This window comes from Stenotrophomonas sp. SMYL41, from assembly GCF_036319965.1.
GTDB lineage: Bacteria > Pseudomonadota > Gammaproteobacteria > Xanthomonadales > Xanthomonadaceae > Stenotrophomonas > Stenotrophomonas maltophilia_R.
On record NZ_JAWIRX010000015.1, the window covers coordinates 14,275 to 28,865 of the forward strand.

A 14,591-nucleotide genomic window follows, 5' to 3' on the forward strand; every position below is an offset into this window, starting at 1 on the left:
CCTGCTGCAGCCCCCTGATGACGGCCAAGCGGGTGCTAGAATCCGCTCTTTCCTTTGCCGTTGCAGCGCCCCCATGCACCTGTCCCTGCTCAAGACCAAGATCCACCGCGCCACCGTCACCCATTCCGAGCTGAACTACGAAGGCTCGATCGCCATCGATGACAACCTGCTGGCTGCCACTGGCATCCGCGAGTTCGAGCAGGTGCACATCTGGGACGTGACCAATGGTGCGCGTTTCTCGACCTACGCCATCCGCGCCGAAGCCGGCAGCGGTGTTGTCTCGCTCAATGGTGGCGCCGCGCGCCACGTGCAGGTCGGTGACATCATCATCATCGCCGCGTTCGCCAGCATGACCGAGCAGGAAGCTGACAGCTTCAAGCCGAAGCTGGTGTACGTTGATGGCAACAACCAGATCACCCACACCAACGACACGATCCCGACCCAGGCCGCATGACAACGAACAACGGATTCGACTCGCTGCATTCCCACGCCCAGCGCCTGAAGGGCGCAAGCATTCCCAGCCTGCTCGCCGCCGAACCCGGCCGCGTCCAGGGCCTGGCGCTGCGGGTCGGTCCGTTGTATGTCAATTTCGCCCGGCAGAAATACGATGCCGCGGCGTTGCAGGCGTTGCTGGCGCTGGCTGCGGAGCGTGACGTCGGCGGTGCGATCATGCGCTTGTTCCGCGGCGAGCAGGTCAATCTGACCGAAGGCCGCGCCGCGCTGCATACCGCGCTGCGTGGCGACGTGGTGGACGCACCGGTGGCGGCCGAGGCCTATGCAACCGCGCGCGAAATCCGCCAGCGCATGGGCGTGCTGGTGCGCGCGCTGGAAGACAGTGGCGTGACCGATGTGGTCAGCGTCGGCATCGGTGGTTCCGACCTCGGCCCGCGCCTGGTCGCCGATGCGCTGCGTCCGGTCACCGGTGCACGCCTGCGCGTGCATTTCGTGTCGAACGTGGACGGCGCCGCCATGCAGCGCACGCTGGCCACGCTGGATCCGACGAAGACGGCCGGTATCCTGATTTCCAAGACCTTCGGTACCCAGGAAACCCTGCTCAACGGCCAGATCCTGCACGATTGGCTGGGCGGCAGCGAGCGCCTGTACGCGGTCAGTGCCAATCCGGAACGCGCCGGCAAGGCCTTCGCGATTGCCGCCGATCGCGTACTGCCGATGTGGGACTGGGTCGGCGGTCGTTATTCGTTGTGGTCGGCGGTCGGTTTCCCGATCGCGCTGGCGATCGGCTTCGAGCGTTTTGAACAACTGCTGGAAGGCGCGGCGCAGATGGATGCGCACGCGCTGGATGCGCCGCTGGAGCGCAACCTGCCGGTACTGCATGGCCTGACCGACATCTGGAACCGCAACCTGCTGGGCCATGCCACGCACGCGGTGATGACCTACGACCAGCGCCTGGCGCTGCTGCCGGCCTACCTGCAGCAGCTGGTGATGGAGAGCCTGGGCAAGCGCGTGCAGCGCGATGGCCAGCCGGTCACCACCGACACCGTGCCGGTGTGGTGGGGCGGGGCGGGCACCGACGTGCAGCACAGTTTCTTCCAGGCGCTGCACCAGGGCACCAGCATCGTTCCGGCCGACTTCATCGGCTGCGTGCACAACGACGATCCCTACACCGTCAATCACCAGGCGCTGCTGGCCAACCTGCTGGCGCAGACCGAGGCGCTGGCCAATGGCCAGAGCAGCGATGATCCGCACCGTGATTACCCCGGCGGCCGCCCGAGCACGCTGATCCTGCTCGACGCGCTGACCCCGCAGGCACTGGGTGCGCTGATCGCCATGTACGAACATGCCGTGTACGTGCAGTCGGTGATCTGGAACATCAACGCGTTCGACCAGTTCGGTGTCGAGCTGGGCAAGCAGCTGGCCAGTGGCCTGTTGCCGGCGCTGCAGGGCGAGGATGTGGCGATTGCCGATCCGATGACCCGTGAGATCCTGGCGCAGCTGAAGGGCTGAGGTTCTGGTGCCGGCCAGCGGCCGGCACTGCCGCGTCACCTGCTCGGGTCGCGCTCCGGGCTCGGCCGCTTGGCCAGCTTGCGTTGCAGCGAACGTCGGTGCATGCCGAGCAGGCGCGCCGCCGCCGAGACATTGCCGCCGGTCTCGTGCATCGCCTGCTGGATGTGTTCCCACTGCAGGCGGCTGATCGGCGTCATCGCATCGGGTACTTCCATTTCACTATCGTCTGCCGGGCCGTCATCCTCTTCGCCCAGTGCGCGCAGGATCATCGGCACGGTGGCCGGCTTGGGCAGGTAGTCGTCGGCCCCGAGCTTGATCGCCTCCACAGCGGTGGCGATGCTGGCGTATCCGGTCACCAGCAGGATGCGCATGTCCGCGCGCAGCGCGCGCAACGGCTGGATCAGGGCCAGGCCGGAATCGCTGCCCAGTTTCAGGTCGATCAGCGCGAAGGCCGGCGGATGCTGCCGGGCCAGTGCCAGTGCGCTGGCGGCATCCTGTGCGGTCTGCGTTTCAAGCCCCTTGCGAGCCAGGCTGCGTTGCAGGGTGCGCAGGTACAGCTCGTCGTCGTCGACCAGCAGGCCCAGGGTGGAGTGGTGAAGGCTCATGGGGTGTCCTCGCGTGGGGCCAGCGGCAGGCGGAAGCCGACGCGGCTGCCGGCCCCTTGGGCCGGGCGCATCCACATCTCGCCGTCGAGGCGTTCGATGGTGGCATGGGACAGGGCCAGGCCGACGCCCATGCCCTCGCTCTTGCTGCTGCCGAACAGCCTGCCCGGCAGCACCGCGGCACGGGCGTCGAAGCCGTGGCCGTAGTCGCGGACTTCGCCGATCAGGTCGTCGCCTTCGATGCGCAGGTCCAGGTCCACGCGCGGCCGGCCGGCCTGTTCGCCGGCATCGGCGGCATTGTTGAGCAGGACCATCAGCAGATGGCCCACGCCCGGGTCCAGTGGCAGCCGCAACGGTGCATCGTCGTTGCGATGCAGGTCGATGGTCGGCCGCACCAATCGCCATTGCTCCAGTACCTGCTGGGCGCTGGAGTGGCTGCGCCCCGGGGCGTCGGCCGAGGCCGGTGCGGCCAGCGCCAGCACACGCTCGCGGCACTGCACCAGCAGCTCGCGCAGGGTTTCCATGTCCTCGCGCACCTCCGGCTCTTCGCTGCGCTCGGCCACATCGTCGGCTAGCAGGGTCATGGTCGCCAGCGGTGTGTTCAGTTCATGCGCCACCGAGGCGGCATGGGTAGCCAGCGCGACGATGCCCTCGTTGCGGGCGAAGCGCTCGCGTAGTGCCGACAGTTCCAGTTCGCGCTCGCGCAGGGCAAGCGCCAGCCGGGTGGAGAAGGCCAGTACCACCGCGGCGGAAATCAGGAAGTTGGCGACCACGCCCCAGCGGTTGAGGTCCCGCGCGCGGAAATAGCCGTCCGGCAGTGGCTGCCCGAAGATGCCGCTGGCGGCGTAGCCGAGCAGGCAGGCCAGCGCGACCGCCAGCGCCCAGCGCAGGGGCAGGGCGAACGCGGCCAGCGCGATCAGGATCAGGAACAGCGAGCTGAACGGGTTGGCCATGCCGCCGCTCCATCCGACCATCCAGGTCAGGATGATCACGTCCACCAGGATGTGGCCGAACGCGGTCAGCGGCGCGGTGTCGGCCGCTTCCGGACGCAACTGGGTATAGATGTTGAACAGGGCCAGCACGGCCACGCCGGCCCATAGCGGCAGCTGCGGCAACGGCAGGCCCAGCACCCAGGTGGCAACCAGGATGGTGGCGGCCTGGCCGCCTACGGCAAGCCACCGCAGGCTGCACAGGGTACGGAGAAACGGGGCGTCGGGACCGGTCATTCACGCTCATCGTATGCGTTCACGGGCGGGTGTGCCTGCGACAATCGGCCGCAGCCGTGCCGCCGGCTGAATGCGAGTCACCCGGAATGCGGGGGCGGGCGGTAGAATGCGCCCATGCACGACGCCGTCACCCGCCCGACTCCTCCCTCCGATGCCACCTCCTGGCCCCGCCGCCAGACCCATGCCGTGCAGATCGGCGGGGTCACCGTAGGCGGAGGCAAGCCGGTGGTGGTGCAGTCGATGACCAACACCGACACGTCCGACGTGGCCTCCAGCGTGAAGCAGGTGGCCGAGCTGTGGCGGGCCGGTTCGGAAATGGTGCGCTTGACCGTCAACACCGTGGAAGCCGCTGCAGCGATCCCGCGCATCGTCGACAAGCTGGCGATGATGGGCATCGACGTGCCGCTGATCGGCGACTTCCATTACAACGGCCACCAGCTGCTGACCGCCGAACCGGCGTGTGCCGAGGCGCTGGCCAAGTACCGCATCAACCCGGGCAACGTCGGTTTCGGCAAGAAGAAGGACCTGCAGTTCGCCCAGTTGATCGAGTTCGCGATCCGCTACAACAAGCCGGTGCGCATCGGTGCCAACTGGGGTTCACTGGACCAGGCCCTGGCAGCGAAGCTGATGGACGAGAACAACCTGCGTGAGCAGCCCTGGGATGCCGGTCGCGTGCTGCGCGAGGCGCTGATCCGCTCGGCGCTGGATTCGGCCGAGCAGGCGGTGGAGCTCGGCCTGCCGCGTGATCGTATCGTGCTGTCGGCCAAGGTCAGTGGCGTGCAGGAGCTGATCGCGGTGTACCGTGACCTGGCCCAGCGTTCCGACTTTGCCCTGCACCTGGGCCTGACCGAGGCCGGTATCGGCAGCAAGGGCATCGTTGCCTCGTCGGCAGCACTGAGCGTGCTGCTGCAGGAAGGCATCGGTGACACCATCCGCATCTCGCTGACCCCGGAACCGGGCCAGTCGCGCACGCAGGAAGTGATCGTCGCCCAGGAACTGCTGCAGACCACCGGCCAGCGCGCCTTCACGCCGCTGGTCACGGCCTGTCCGGGGTGCGGCCGCACTACCTCCGAGTTCTTCCAGGAACTGGCCAAGGTGGTGCAGAACCACGTGCGCGAGAAGATGCCGCTGTGGAAGATCCACCACCCGGGTGCGGAAAACATGACCCTGGCGGTGATGGGCTGCATCGTCAACGGGCCGGGTGAGTCGCGGCACGCCAACATCGGTATTTCGTTGCCGGGCACCGGCGAAACCCCGGCTGCGCCCGTGTTCGTCGATGGCGAGAAGAAGGTGACCCTGCGTGGCGAGAACATCGCCCAGGAGTTCGTCGCCCTGATCGACGATTACGTCGAACACAAATATGTCCGAAGCGCCGGATAAGCCCGCGATCCTCGCTGCGCCGGAGTCCGCTTCCGGTTTCCGCCACTGGATGGCCCTCAATGCCTGGCGCCTGGTGCTGCTGTTCGGTGGCGTGCTGCTGCCGTTGGCCGGTTTCGTCGCCCTGGCCGACGAGGTGCACGAGTTTGAATCGTTCCATTTCGATGCGCCGCTGCTGTGGCAGATGCATGGCCTGCATTCGCCCCTGTTGGACCGCTTCTTCGTGCTCATTTCCAAACTGGGCTACGAATGGTTCCTGATTCCGGCCGATGTGCTGATCATTGGCGTGCTGCTGGGCTACCGGCGTTGGCGCGAGGCCACGTTCGTGGCGGTCAGCTTCGTCGGCTCGGCGTTGCTGAACATGGGCAGCAAGCAGTTCTTCCAGCGCCAGCGCCCCAACCTGTGGGAGTCGATCGCGCCGGAATCGACGTTCAGCTTTCCCAGCGGCCACGCGATGGGTTCGATGACCCTGGCCGTGACCCTGGTCCTGCTGGCCTGGAACACCCGCTGGCGCTGGCCGGTGCTGCTGCTGGCGCCCTCGTTCAGCCTGCTGGTCAGCGTCTCACGGGTCTATCTGGGCGTGCATTATCCCTCCGACATCCTGGCCGGATGGTGTGCCGCGCTGGTTTGGGTGGTAGGGTGCTATCTGGTCATGTTCAGTCGCCGGCATCCTTGGCGACGTCATGATTCGCCGCCAGCGACGGCCAGCGAAGCATCATCACAGGGGGATTGACGTGGATGACCCCTCCGGGGCGTCTACGTAATAGTTCAGTTGTTTCGTTGCAGCAGGTTCTGCAAGACAGGGGGCAAGCACAACGCGCGGTACTGTGATGCGCAAGGCAGAATGCCTGCGTCGCATCTCGAACGCGCTTGCAGGGGTACCGGCGCCCTGCCTAGCTTGACCTGCAATGGCCGCATTCGAAGAGGTACGTGAATGACGATTCGAGTCTACCTGGTGGATGACCACGCACTGGTCCGCACGGGGATGAAGATGATCCTGTCGGGGGAGACCGACATCGAGGTGGTGGGCGAAGCCGAGACCGGCGAAGATGCGCTGCGCGACGTCCGCCAGCTGCTGCCGGACGTGGTGCTGTGCGACCTGCACCTGCCCGGCGTGAGCGGCATGGAAGTGACCGAGCGCATCGTCCGCAGTCACCGCAACACCCGTGTGGTGATCGTGTCGGTGCTGGAAGACGGGCCGCTGCCGAAGCGGTTGCTGGAAGCGGGGGCTGCCGGCTACATCGGCAAGGGCTGTGATGCACAGGAGTTGCTGCGCGCGGTGCGCGACGTGGCCATGGGCCGGCGCTACCTGGGCACCAGCATCGCGCAGAACCTGGCCTTGTCGACCGTGGAAGGCAACGGTTCGCCGTTCGACAGCCTGTCGCCGCGCGAGCTGGAAGTGGCGTTGCTGCTGACCCAGGGCCTGCGCCAGGAGGACATCGCCCGGCGCCTGAGCCTGAGCGCGAAGACGGTGAACACGCACAAGGCGCGGCTGTTCGAGAAGATGGGGATCCACGACAACATCGCGCTGGCACGCATGGCCAGCCAGTACGGGCTGGTGGATCCGGCGCGGCCGCTGTAAGGGTTTCGGCCAACGGCTGAGCCCCTCACGGTGTGCGGCAGGATTCGTGGGGTTGGCCCTGCGGAGGGATTGCGCAGGGGACGCCGTGAATCCATCCCTGGAGGCTCGGGCGCGCCATCCATGGCGCTTACGCCCCTGTGCAATCCCTCCGCAGGGCCACGGACAGGTTCCGTGCGTCCACCGCGGAATGAAGAAGGAAGAGCAGGAGGGGGTCGCGCGCTGTGCGCGCTCTTAGCCTGGGATCGGATCCCTTTCCCTGCGGGAAAGGGCTCTGACCCCGTGTCGCGGAGCCGAGCATGGGCTCGGCTCTACACCTGCATCGGCTCAGTGGCCGCGCACGCGCTTGATGATCTTGGCGGCGTCGGCGGCGCTGGCGCGCACCTTGTCCCATTCGCCGTTGGCGATCCAGTTGCCCGGCACCATCCACGAACCGCCGATGCAGACCACGTTCTTCTGCTCGAGGTACTCGGCCGCGGTGTTTTCGGTGATGCCGCCGGTCGGGCACAGCTTGAGGTCGGCGATCGGGCCGGCCAGTCCCTTGATCATCGCCAGGCCACCCACGGCCGTGGCCGGGAACAGCTTGCAGACGCGGAAGCCGCGCGCATACAGCGACAGCAGCTCGGTCGGCGTGGCCGCGCCCGGCACCACCGGCAGCGGTGCGGCGGCCAGCGCATCGGCCAGCGCCGGCGGCGTACCCGGAGTCACCAGGAAGTCCGCACCCGCATCGATGGACTGCTGCATCTGCTCCACGGTCAGCACCGTGCCCGCGCCCACCACCACATCCGGCAGCTCGCGCTTGAGCATCGACAGCGCTTCCATCGCCACCGGCGTACGCAGCGTCAGCTCGATGGCCGGCAGGCCACCTTCCAGCAGCGCCGCACTGACCGCACGCGCCTGGTCCAGCGTATGAATCGTCACCACCGGCAGGATGCCCGCCGCACGCAACAGCTCCGCCGCCTTCACCTGATGTTGTTCGATACCCATAGCTCTGCTTCTGCCTTTGCTTTCGCTCTTGTTGTGCTTTTCAGTGATCACTTCGCGGCGTTGATGCGCCGGAGAGTGTGATACGGCGGAGGGCAGGCCGTCGTCAGGACCGTTCGCGCCATGGATGGCGCGACCGAGCCTACAGGGATGCATTTACGGCGTGTCCTGGCGACGGCCTGCCCTCCGCCGCCAGCAGACTCACCGCCGCAACAAGCCCGCAACGCTCTTCAACCCTCAGGCGTCCTTCGCCTCATGCGGCGCCGCCGCCGCAGCGGCATCGTGCCCCAGCTCATACTCCGCGTCGTACTCCCACGGCCCGCCATCGGCCGCCGCAGGCCCGCACGAAATCGAAATCGCACCCTGGTCGGCCGGGCCAACCACGCGACGGTTGATCGCGAACAGGTTGCGGCCCAGGTCATGCGCGGCAGGCGCGGTGTTCGGCGCCAGCGGGCGTGCGGCCCATTCGGCCGCGTCCACCAGCACTTGCAGCGTACCGGCCTCGCCATCAAGGCGGATCATGTCACCCTCGCGGACCTTGGCCAGCGGACCGCCGCGCGCCGCTTCCGGCGTCACATGGATCGCTGCCGGAATCTTGCCCGAAGCACCGGACAGGCGACCGTCGGTGACCAGCGCCACGCGCCGGCCCTGGTTCTGCAGCAGGCCCAGCAGCGGCGCCAGCGAATGCAGTTCCGGCATGCCGTTCGCGCGCGGGCCCTGGTAACGCACCACCGCGACGAAATGCTCGGGCAGCAGCCCACCGGCGTGCAGCTTGTTCAGCACCTGCGGCGCATCGACGACCACCGCCGGTGCTTCGATCGTGCGGTACTGCGGCTTCACCGCTGACAGCTTGATCAGCGACTTGCCCAGGTTGCCGCGCAGCAGGCGCAGGCCGCCCTGGTGCTCGAACGGGTTGTCGACGCCACGCACCACTTCGTCATCGGCGCTGCGTTCCAGGCCGGGCAGGTAGACCAGCTGACCATCGCGCAGCTGCGGTTCGCGTGCATAGTCGGCCATGCCGCCGCGCGCCACGCTGACCAGATCGCCGTGCATCAGGCCGGCCCTGATCAGCTCGCCGAACACGAAGGCCGGGCCGCCGGCGGCCGCGAAACGATTCACGTCGGCGTCGCCGTTCGGATAGACGCGGGCCAGCAGCGGAACCAGCTGCGACAGTTCGTCGAAGTCGTCCCAGGTCAGCACGATGCCGGCCGCACGCGCCACCGCGATCCAGTGGATGGTGTGGTTGGTCGAACCGCCGGTAGCCATCAGCGCGATGACCGCGTTGATGATCGCGCGCTCGTCGATGATCCGGCCCAACGGGCGGAAGTCGTCGCCGAGTGCGGTGATGTCGAGCGCTCGCTCGGTGGCTTCGCGGGTGAGGGCATCGCGCAGCGGCGTACCCGGATTAACGAACGATGCGCCCGGCAGCTGTACGCCCATTGCTTCCAGCAGTACCTGGTTGGAATTGGCGGTTCCGTAGAAGGTGCAGGTGCCGGCGCCGTGGTACGACGCGGACTCCGCTTCCAGCAGTTCCTCGCGGGTGGCTTCGCCGGCAGCGTAGCGCTCGCGCACTTCGGCCTTCTGCTTGTTCGGAATACCCGGGGTCATCGGACCGGCCGGCACGAACACCGCCGGCAGATGGCCGAAGGCCAGCGCACCGATCAGCAGGCCCGGCACGATCTTGTCGCACACGCCGAGGTAGACGGTGGTGTCGAACATGTCGTGGCTGAGCCCGATCGCGGTGGCCTGTGCAATCACATCGCGCGAGAACAGCGACAGTTCCATGCCGCCACGGCCCTGGGTGACGCCGTCGCACATCGCCGGCACGCCGCCGGCCACCTGTGCGGTGGCGCCCAGCTCGCGGGCGATCTCGCGGATCTGCTCGGGATAGGTCTCGAACGGCTGGTGCGCCGACAACATGTCGTTGTAGGCGGTGATGATGCCGAGATTCGGCGTCACGCCGCCGCGCAGGCGGCTCTTGTCGGTGCCGCCGCAGGCGGCGAATCCGTGGGCGAGGTTGCCGCAGCTCAGGCGGCTGCGGAACGGGCCCTCACGCAGGGAGGCGTCGATCGCGGCCAGGTAAGCGGCGCGCGAAGCGGCGCTGCGGCGGATGACGCGCTCAGTGATGGCTTGCAGTTGCGGATGGAGGCTCATTGGCTACCGGCGTTCGAGGTGGCGAGAGGCAAGCGGCGGCACGGCGCCGCCGCCGACATCAATCAGCCCAGTGGACGCGCAGGCGCGCGCCGTCCAGGTTGATCGCATTGAGGATCGGGTACTGCTGGGCATCGTTGCTGTCCAGCGCCTGGCGCAGCACCTGCAGCTTCTGCTTGCCGCGCAGCAGCAGCAGGCGCTGGCGGCACTGGCGCAGGCCGTGCGGGGTCAGGGTGATGCGCAGCGGCCACTGGTTCGCGCCTGGGCAGCCGGTGGCATCCAGCGCCGCGTAGGGCAGGGTGCTTTCCAGTGCACGGGCCAGGTCCTTCGAGCCCGGGAACAGCGAGGCGGTGTGGCCGTCGTTGCCCATGCCCAGTGCCACCAGGCTCGGCGGCTGGCTGTGCTGGGCCTGCAGGTTGGCGGTGTACACGCACTCGGGCAGTGGCTTGCCGATGCGCACCAGCGGATCGAAATGCGCACCTTCGGCGCGCTTGAGCAGGTGTTCGCGCACCAGCCAGGCGTTGCTGTCGCGATCCTGCGGCGACAGCCAGCGCTCATCGGCCAGGCTCACTTCCACGCGGTCCCAGTGCACGTCCAGTTCGGCCAGCGCCTGGTAGACCGGTGCCGGCGTGGTGCCGCCAGACAACAGGATGCGGGCGCGGCCCACTTCGTTGATGTCGTGGTTGAGGGTCTGCGCCATCTCGGCGGCCACCGCCTCGATCCAGCCATCGGCATCGCCGTGCTGGATGAACTCGATGCGGTCGTCGTGGAAAGTGGTGGGGCTCATGCGGCAACTCCTGGTGCGTCACGTTCGGCGTCGGCGGCATAGGCGGCGGCGCCCAGCAATCCAGCGTGGGGATGCATCACCGCCAACGATGGCACGCGCGCCATGATCGAAGAGAAGCGGCCCTTATGTTCGAAGCGCTGGCGGAAACCGGAGTGCTGCAGCGAATCGAGCATCTTCGGGGTCAGTCCGCCGGTCAGGAACACGCCGTCCCAGGCGCCCTGGGTCAGCACCAGGTCACCGGCGATGGCGCCGAACACAGCGCAGAACACGTCGACGGTGCGCATTGCCTGCGGGTCGCCATGCAGTGCTCGGGCCGTCACGTCCACCGGCTGCAGCTGGCCCGGGTCGATACCGGCCATTTCGCATACCGCACGATGGATGTTGACCAGGCCGGGGCCGCAGATCAGGCGCTCGTTGGAAACGCGACCGAACTGCTCGGACAGGATCTCCAGGATGCGGATCTCCTCCGGGGTCCCCGGCGGGAAGCTGACATGGCCGCCCTCTGTTTCCAGCGGATAGCAGCGGCCGTGACGCAGGATCAGGCCACCGACACCCAGGCCGGTACCGGGGCCGATCACCGCGTAGTTGCGCGGCTGGCCCGGCTTGCCCGGGACCCAGGCGGCACCACCGACCTGGACCACGTCCTCGGGCTGCAGCAGTGAAATGGCCATCGCCTGTGCGGCGAAGTCGTTGATCAGGTGCAGTTCGTCGAAACCGAGCATGGCGGCGGTGCGGCTGCGCGAGATCACCCACGGATGGTTGGTGATGCGTGCTTCGTCACCATCCACGCGACCGGCCACTGCGAACACGCCGCGGCTGGCCGTGGCGCCGATCTGTTCCAGATGGTGGCGCGCGGCATCACCCAGCGACGGGAACTCCGCCACCGCGTACTCACGGATGCTGTCCTTCTGCAGTGGCGCGTCCTGGGAGGTGTCCGCCAGGGCGAAGCGAGCGTTGGTGCCACCGATGTCGGCGACCAGCACCGGCTGCGAGCTGGCACTCATGCCGACGCTCCGCTGTCCGGCGCATCCACGCCCTGCGGCAGGAACTCGCCCGCGTTGGCCGGACCCCACTGGCCAGCGGGGTAGGGCTCCAGCGGCAGCTTGGCGTCCTTCCAGGCGTCGGCGACGCTGTCGATCCACGCCCAGGCGGCACGCACTTCATCGTCGCGCACGAACAGCGTGTGGTTGCCGTTGAAGGCATCCAGGAACAGGCGTTCGTAGGCGATGCGGCGGTGCAGGCCGGTCGGCACCGACAGTTCCAGTTCCAGCGGGTGCAGTTCCAGCGCGCCCCATTCCGGGCCGGCCAGGCTGCTCATCAGGCCCAGTTCGATGTTCTCCTGCGGCTGCAGCTGGAACACCAGGCGGTTCGGTGCGGCCTGCGCGCGCTGCGGGCGCTCGAACAGCCAGTGGGTGACCGGCTTCAGCGTGACCACCACGCGGGTGGTGCGTTCGGGCAGGCGCTTGCCGGTGACCAGGTGGAACGGCACGCCGCTCCAGCGCCAGTTGTCGATGTGCGCGGTGACACCGGCGAAGGTTTCCACGTCGCTGCCTTCCGGCGGCTGGTAGGCCTGCGCGGGCTGGCCATTGATGGTGCCAGCGGTGTAGCGGCCACGGATGCTGTCACGCGCGGCGTGCTTGGCATCGAGCGGGCGCAGGGCGCGCAGCACCTTGACCTTCTCGTCGCGGATGCGATCGGCTTCCAGCGAGGCCGGCGGTTCCATCGCCACCATGCACAGCAGCTGGAGGATGTGGCTCTGCACCATGTCGCGCAGCGCGCCGGAGCGGGCGTAATAGGCATCGCGGCCATCCACGCCTTCGCTTTCGGCCACCAGGATGTGCACCGATTCGATGTAGTTGCGGTTCCACACCGCTTCCAGCAGCGTGTTGCCGAAGCGCAGCGCGATCAGGTTCTGCACCGCTGCCTTGCCCAGATAATGGTCGAGGCGGAACACGCGGTCCTCGTCGATCCACTGGCCGATGGTGCTGATGATTTCCTCGGCGCTCTCGCTGTCGCTGCCGATCGGCTTTTCCAGCATCAGGCGTGCCGGTGCGGCGAGGGCGCCGCCCTTGGCCAGGCCTTCGCAGGTGGAGATGTACAGGCCCGGCGGAATGGCCAGGTAGCTGACGCACTTGCGGTGCACCAGGTCGGCGACCGCGGCGGCCACCGAGTCGACGTCGCGCAGGTCCACCGAACGGTAGTCGATGCGGCGCAGCAGGGCGCCGATGTCTTCCTGCGTGGCCATCGGCATGGCCTGTTGCAGTCGCGGCCGCAGGATGTCATGGAAGGCTTCGGTGTCATGCCCGGACAGGGCCAGCGCGCGGATGCGGAAATCCTCCGGCAGCAGGCCGTCGCCAAGCAGGCGAAGCAGCGAAGGGAACAGGTAGCGCTGGGCCAGATCACCTGTGGCACCGAACAGGAAAAGGGTGTCGTGCATCGCTCGAGTTTCAGATCCGGGTGACATCGTTGTCAATCGCTTCATGGCTGGGTTCGGGGGACATCCGCGCAACTGCCTGTCCGAGGTTCGTCAGGGGCGTTTTCCGGGGTGCCGGAAGACGGTTCCATTCGAAACCACTGCCTCGGCGGAACCTTCGTTCAACCGCCGACGCAGATCGGTGCGCACCGATCATCGGATAGTGCCACGTGAAAACGTTTACATGGCAGAATGGGCAACTGTATTCGATTGCAGTGCTCGCCGTCATGCGGCAGGCGCGCAATCATCACTGCCATCGGGAGGGCCGAGGCAGTCCCAAAAGACAGCCCGGCTTCGGGCGGACCGGATAGGTGATATGGCAAAAGTGCAGTTGCAGGGTGTGCGCAAGGTCTATGACAACGGCCAGGTCGCGGTGAAGGACGCCAGCTTCGAAGTCGCCGATGGCGAACTGATGGTGCTGGTCGGTCCATCCGGCTGTGGCAAGTCGACCCTGCTGCGGATGGTGGCTGGCCTGGAGGAGATCAGCGGCGGCACGCTGACCATCGGTGATCGCGTGGTCAACGACGTGGCGCCGAAGGATCGCGACATCGCGATGGTGTTCCAGAGCTACGCGCTGTACCCGCACATGACCGTGGCCGAGAACCTGGCCTTCGGGTTGAAGCTGCGTGGTCATGACAAGGCGACCATCGACAGGCGCATCGCTGAGGCGGCGCAGACGCTGGGCCTGACCGAGATGATGGACAAGCTGCCCAAGGCGATGTCCGGCGGCCAGCGCCAGCGTGTTGCGCTGGGCCGCGCACTGGTGCGCGAGCCGGCGGTGTTCCTGCTCGACGAGCCGCTGTCCAACCTCGACGCCAAGCTGCGCCACAGCGTGCGCACCGAGATCGCGCAGCTGCACCGCAAGCTCGGCACCACCATGATCTACGTGACGCACGACCAGGTCGAAGCGATGACCCTGGGCCAGCGCATCGTGGTGCTGAAGGATGGCGTCATCCAGCAGATCGATACGCCGATGGCGCTGTACGACCGCCCGGCCAACCTGTTCGTGGCCGGCTTCCTCGGCAGCCCGGCGATGAACGTGCTGCGCGGCACGCTGCAGGGCGATGCTGGTGGCGTGACCGTGGTCGACGGCGAGTGGCGTGCACCGCTGGGCCAGGCCAAGATCGATCCGGCGTGGCTGCAGAAGCCGATCGCGGTGGGTGTGCGCCCGGAACACCTGCAGCCGGCGGGCGCCGATGACGCGCACGCGTTCGTCGCACGCATCGAAGGCATCGAGCCGGTCGGCAACGAGATCTTCGTCAACCTGAGCAGTGGCCAGCACGCGCTGACCATGCGCGTGGCGCCGCAGGCGCTGCCCGCGGTGGGCCAGGACATCCGCGTGGCGATCCAGCCGCAGGGCCTGCATTTCTTCAACGCCGAGAGCGGCGTGCGCCTGTAACGGGTAGTGCCGGCCAGCGGCCGGCACTATCACTTCTTCGCCGGAGGC

Annotated in this window: 13 protein-coding genes; 6 read left to right on the plus strand and 7 right to left on the minus strand. The window is 67.4% G+C overall.

Going from position 1 to position 14,591, the window contains the following annotated elements:
• The first annotated feature begins 73 nt into the window (after window positions 1-73).
• Window positions 74-454: an aspartate 1-decarboxylase gene (gene panD / locus V3B30_RS16425; protein WP_006432456.1), complete on the plus strand. Its 381-nt coding sequence runs from the start codon at window positions 74-76 to the stop codon at window positions 452-454.
• Window positions 451-1,965, plus strand: a complete 1,515-nt coding sequence (gene pgi, locus V3B30_RS16430; protein WP_262083926.1) for a glucose-6-phosphate isomerase — start codon at window positions 451-453, stop codon at window positions 1,963-1,965. Before panD ends, pgi begins: the two co-directional genes overlap by 4 nt.
• Before the next feature lie 35 nt (window positions 1,966-2,000).
• Here the strand turns inward: pgi and V3B30_RS16435 are convergent, their stop codons facing one another.
• Together V3B30_RS16435 and V3B30_RS16440 are read right to left on the minus strand one after the other, a co-directional pair.
• Entirely contained in the window at window positions 2,001-2,570 is a 570-nt protein-coding gene (locus V3B30_RS16435) for a response regulator transcription factor (RefSeq protein ID WP_100471954.1), read from the minus strand.
• On the minus strand, window positions 2,567-3,793 hold the full coding sequence (locus tag V3B30_RS16440; protein WP_100471955.1) for an ATP-binding protein: 1,227 nt from the start codon (window positions 3,791-3,793) through the stop codon (window positions 2,567-2,569). The genes V3B30_RS16435 and V3B30_RS16440 overlap by 4 nt, the downstream gene beginning before the upstream one ends.
• 114 nt (window positions 3,794-3,907) lie before the next feature.
• Here V3B30_RS16440 and ispG point away from each other — a divergent pair, with 114 nt between their 5' ends.
• From ispG to V3B30_RS16455, 3 genes are all read left to right on the plus strand, one after another.
• Window positions 3,908-5,173 (plus strand): flavodoxin-dependent (E)-4-hydroxy-3-methylbut-2-enyl-diphosphate synthase, encoded by a 1,266-nt coding sequence (gene ispG / locus V3B30_RS16445; protein ID WP_087922229.1) that lies wholly within the window; start codon window positions 3,908-3,910, stop codon window positions 5,171-5,173.
• Window positions 5,154-5,903 (plus strand): phosphatase PAP2 family protein, encoded by a 750-nt coding sequence (locus V3B30_RS16450; protein WP_262083925.1) that lies wholly within the window; start codon window positions 5,154-5,156, stop codon window positions 5,901-5,903. Before ispG ends, V3B30_RS16450 begins: the two co-directional genes overlap by 20 nt.
• A 201-nt stretch (window positions 5,904-6,104) precedes the next feature.
• Window positions 6,105-6,752, plus strand: a complete 648-nt coding sequence (locus V3B30_RS16455; RefSeq protein WP_005416124.1) for a response regulator — start codon at window positions 6,105-6,107, stop codon at window positions 6,750-6,752.
• Window positions 6,753-7,076: 324 nt separating this feature from the next.
• Here V3B30_RS16455 and V3B30_RS16460 read toward each other — a convergent pair whose 3' ends face one another.
• The 5 genes from V3B30_RS16460 to zwf form a co-directional block, all read right to left on the minus strand.
• Entirely contained in the window at window positions 7,077-7,736 is a 660-nt protein-coding gene (locus tag V3B30_RS16460) for a bifunctional 4-hydroxy-2-oxoglutarate aldolase/2-dehydro-3-deoxy-phosphogluconate aldolase (RefSeq protein WP_100471957.1), read from the minus strand.
• 234 nt (window positions 7,737-7,970) lie between these two features.
• A complete protein-coding gene (gene edd / locus V3B30_RS16465; protein WP_262083924.1) occupies window positions 7,971-9,887 on the minus strand; it encodes a phosphogluconate dehydratase in 1,917 nt (638 codons plus the stop codon).
• Window positions 9,888-9,945: 58 nt separating this feature from the next.
• Window positions 9,946-10,671: a 6-phosphogluconolactonase gene (gene pgl / locus V3B30_RS16470; RefSeq protein ID WP_100471959.1), complete on the minus strand. Its 726-nt coding sequence runs from the start codon at window positions 10,669-10,671 to the stop codon at window positions 9,946-9,948.
• A complete protein-coding gene (gene glk / locus V3B30_RS16475; RefSeq protein WP_100471960.1) occupies window positions 10,668-11,675 on the minus strand; it encodes a glucokinase in 1,008 nt (335 codons plus the stop codon). The genes pgl and glk overlap by 4 nt, the downstream gene beginning before the upstream one ends.
• Entirely contained in the window at window positions 11,672-13,108 is a 1,437-nt protein-coding gene (gene zwf / locus V3B30_RS16480) for a glucose-6-phosphate dehydrogenase (protein ID WP_049423530.1), read from the minus strand. The genes glk and zwf overlap by 4 nt, the downstream gene beginning before the upstream one ends.
• A gap of 352 nt (window positions 13,109-13,460) precedes the next feature.
• On the opposite strand from zwf, the gene ugpC reads away from it, so the two are divergent.
• Window positions 13,461-14,543, plus strand: coding sequence for a sn-glycerol-3-phosphate ABC transporter ATP-binding protein UgpC (ugpC, locus tag V3B30_RS16485; RefSeq protein WP_100471961.1), 1,083 nt, complete (start codon window positions 13,461-13,463; stop codon window positions 14,541-14,543).
• The last annotated feature ends 48 nt before the right edge of the window (window positions 14,544-14,591 follow it).

Coding starts and splice junctions, on each gene's coding strand:
- panD (WP_006432456.1), top strand. CDS start 74: ATGCACCTGTCCCTGCTCAAGACCAAGATCCACCGCGCCACCGTCACC.
- pgi (WP_262083926.1), top strand. CDS start 451: ATGACAACGAACAACGGATTCGACTCGCTGCATTCCCACGCCCAGCGC.
- V3B30_RS16435 (WP_100471954.1), bottom strand. CDS start 2,570: ATGAGCCTTCACCACTCCACCCTGGGCCTGCTGGTCGACGACGACGAG.
- V3B30_RS16440 (WP_100471955.1), bottom strand. CDS start 3,793: ATGACCGGTCCCGACGCCCCGTTTCTCCGTACCCTGTGCAGCCTGCGG.
- ispG (WP_087922229.1), top strand. CDS start 3,908: ATGCACGACGCCGTCACCCGCCCGACTCCTCCCTCCGATGCCACCTCC.
- V3B30_RS16450 (WP_262083925.1), top strand. CDS start 5,154: ATGTCCGAAGCGCCGGATAAGCCCGCGATCCTCGCTGCGCCGGAGTCC.
- V3B30_RS16455 (WP_005416124.1), top strand. CDS start 6,105: ATGACGATTCGAGTCTACCTGGTGGATGACCACGCACTGGTCCGCACG.
- V3B30_RS16460 (WP_100471957.1), bottom strand. CDS start 7,736: ATGGGTATCGAACAACATCAGGTGAAGGCGGCGGAGCTGTTGCGTGCG.
- edd (WP_262083924.1), bottom strand. CDS start 9,887: ATGAGCCTCCATCCGCAACTGCAAGCCATCACTGAGCGCGTCATCCGC.
- pgl (WP_100471959.1), bottom strand. CDS start 10,671: ATGAGCCCCACCACTTTCCACGACGACCGCATCGAGTTCATCCAGCAC.
- glk (WP_100471960.1), bottom strand. CDS start 11,675: ATGAGTGCCAGCTCGCAGCCGGTGCTGGTCGCCGACATCGGTGGCACC.
- zwf (WP_049423530.1), bottom strand. CDS start 13,108: ATGCACGACACCCTTTTCCTGTTCGGTGCCACAGGTGATCTGGCCCAG.
- ugpC (WP_100471961.1), top strand. CDS start 13,461: ATGGCAAAAGTGCAGTTGCAGGGTGTGCGCAAGGTCTATGACAACGGC.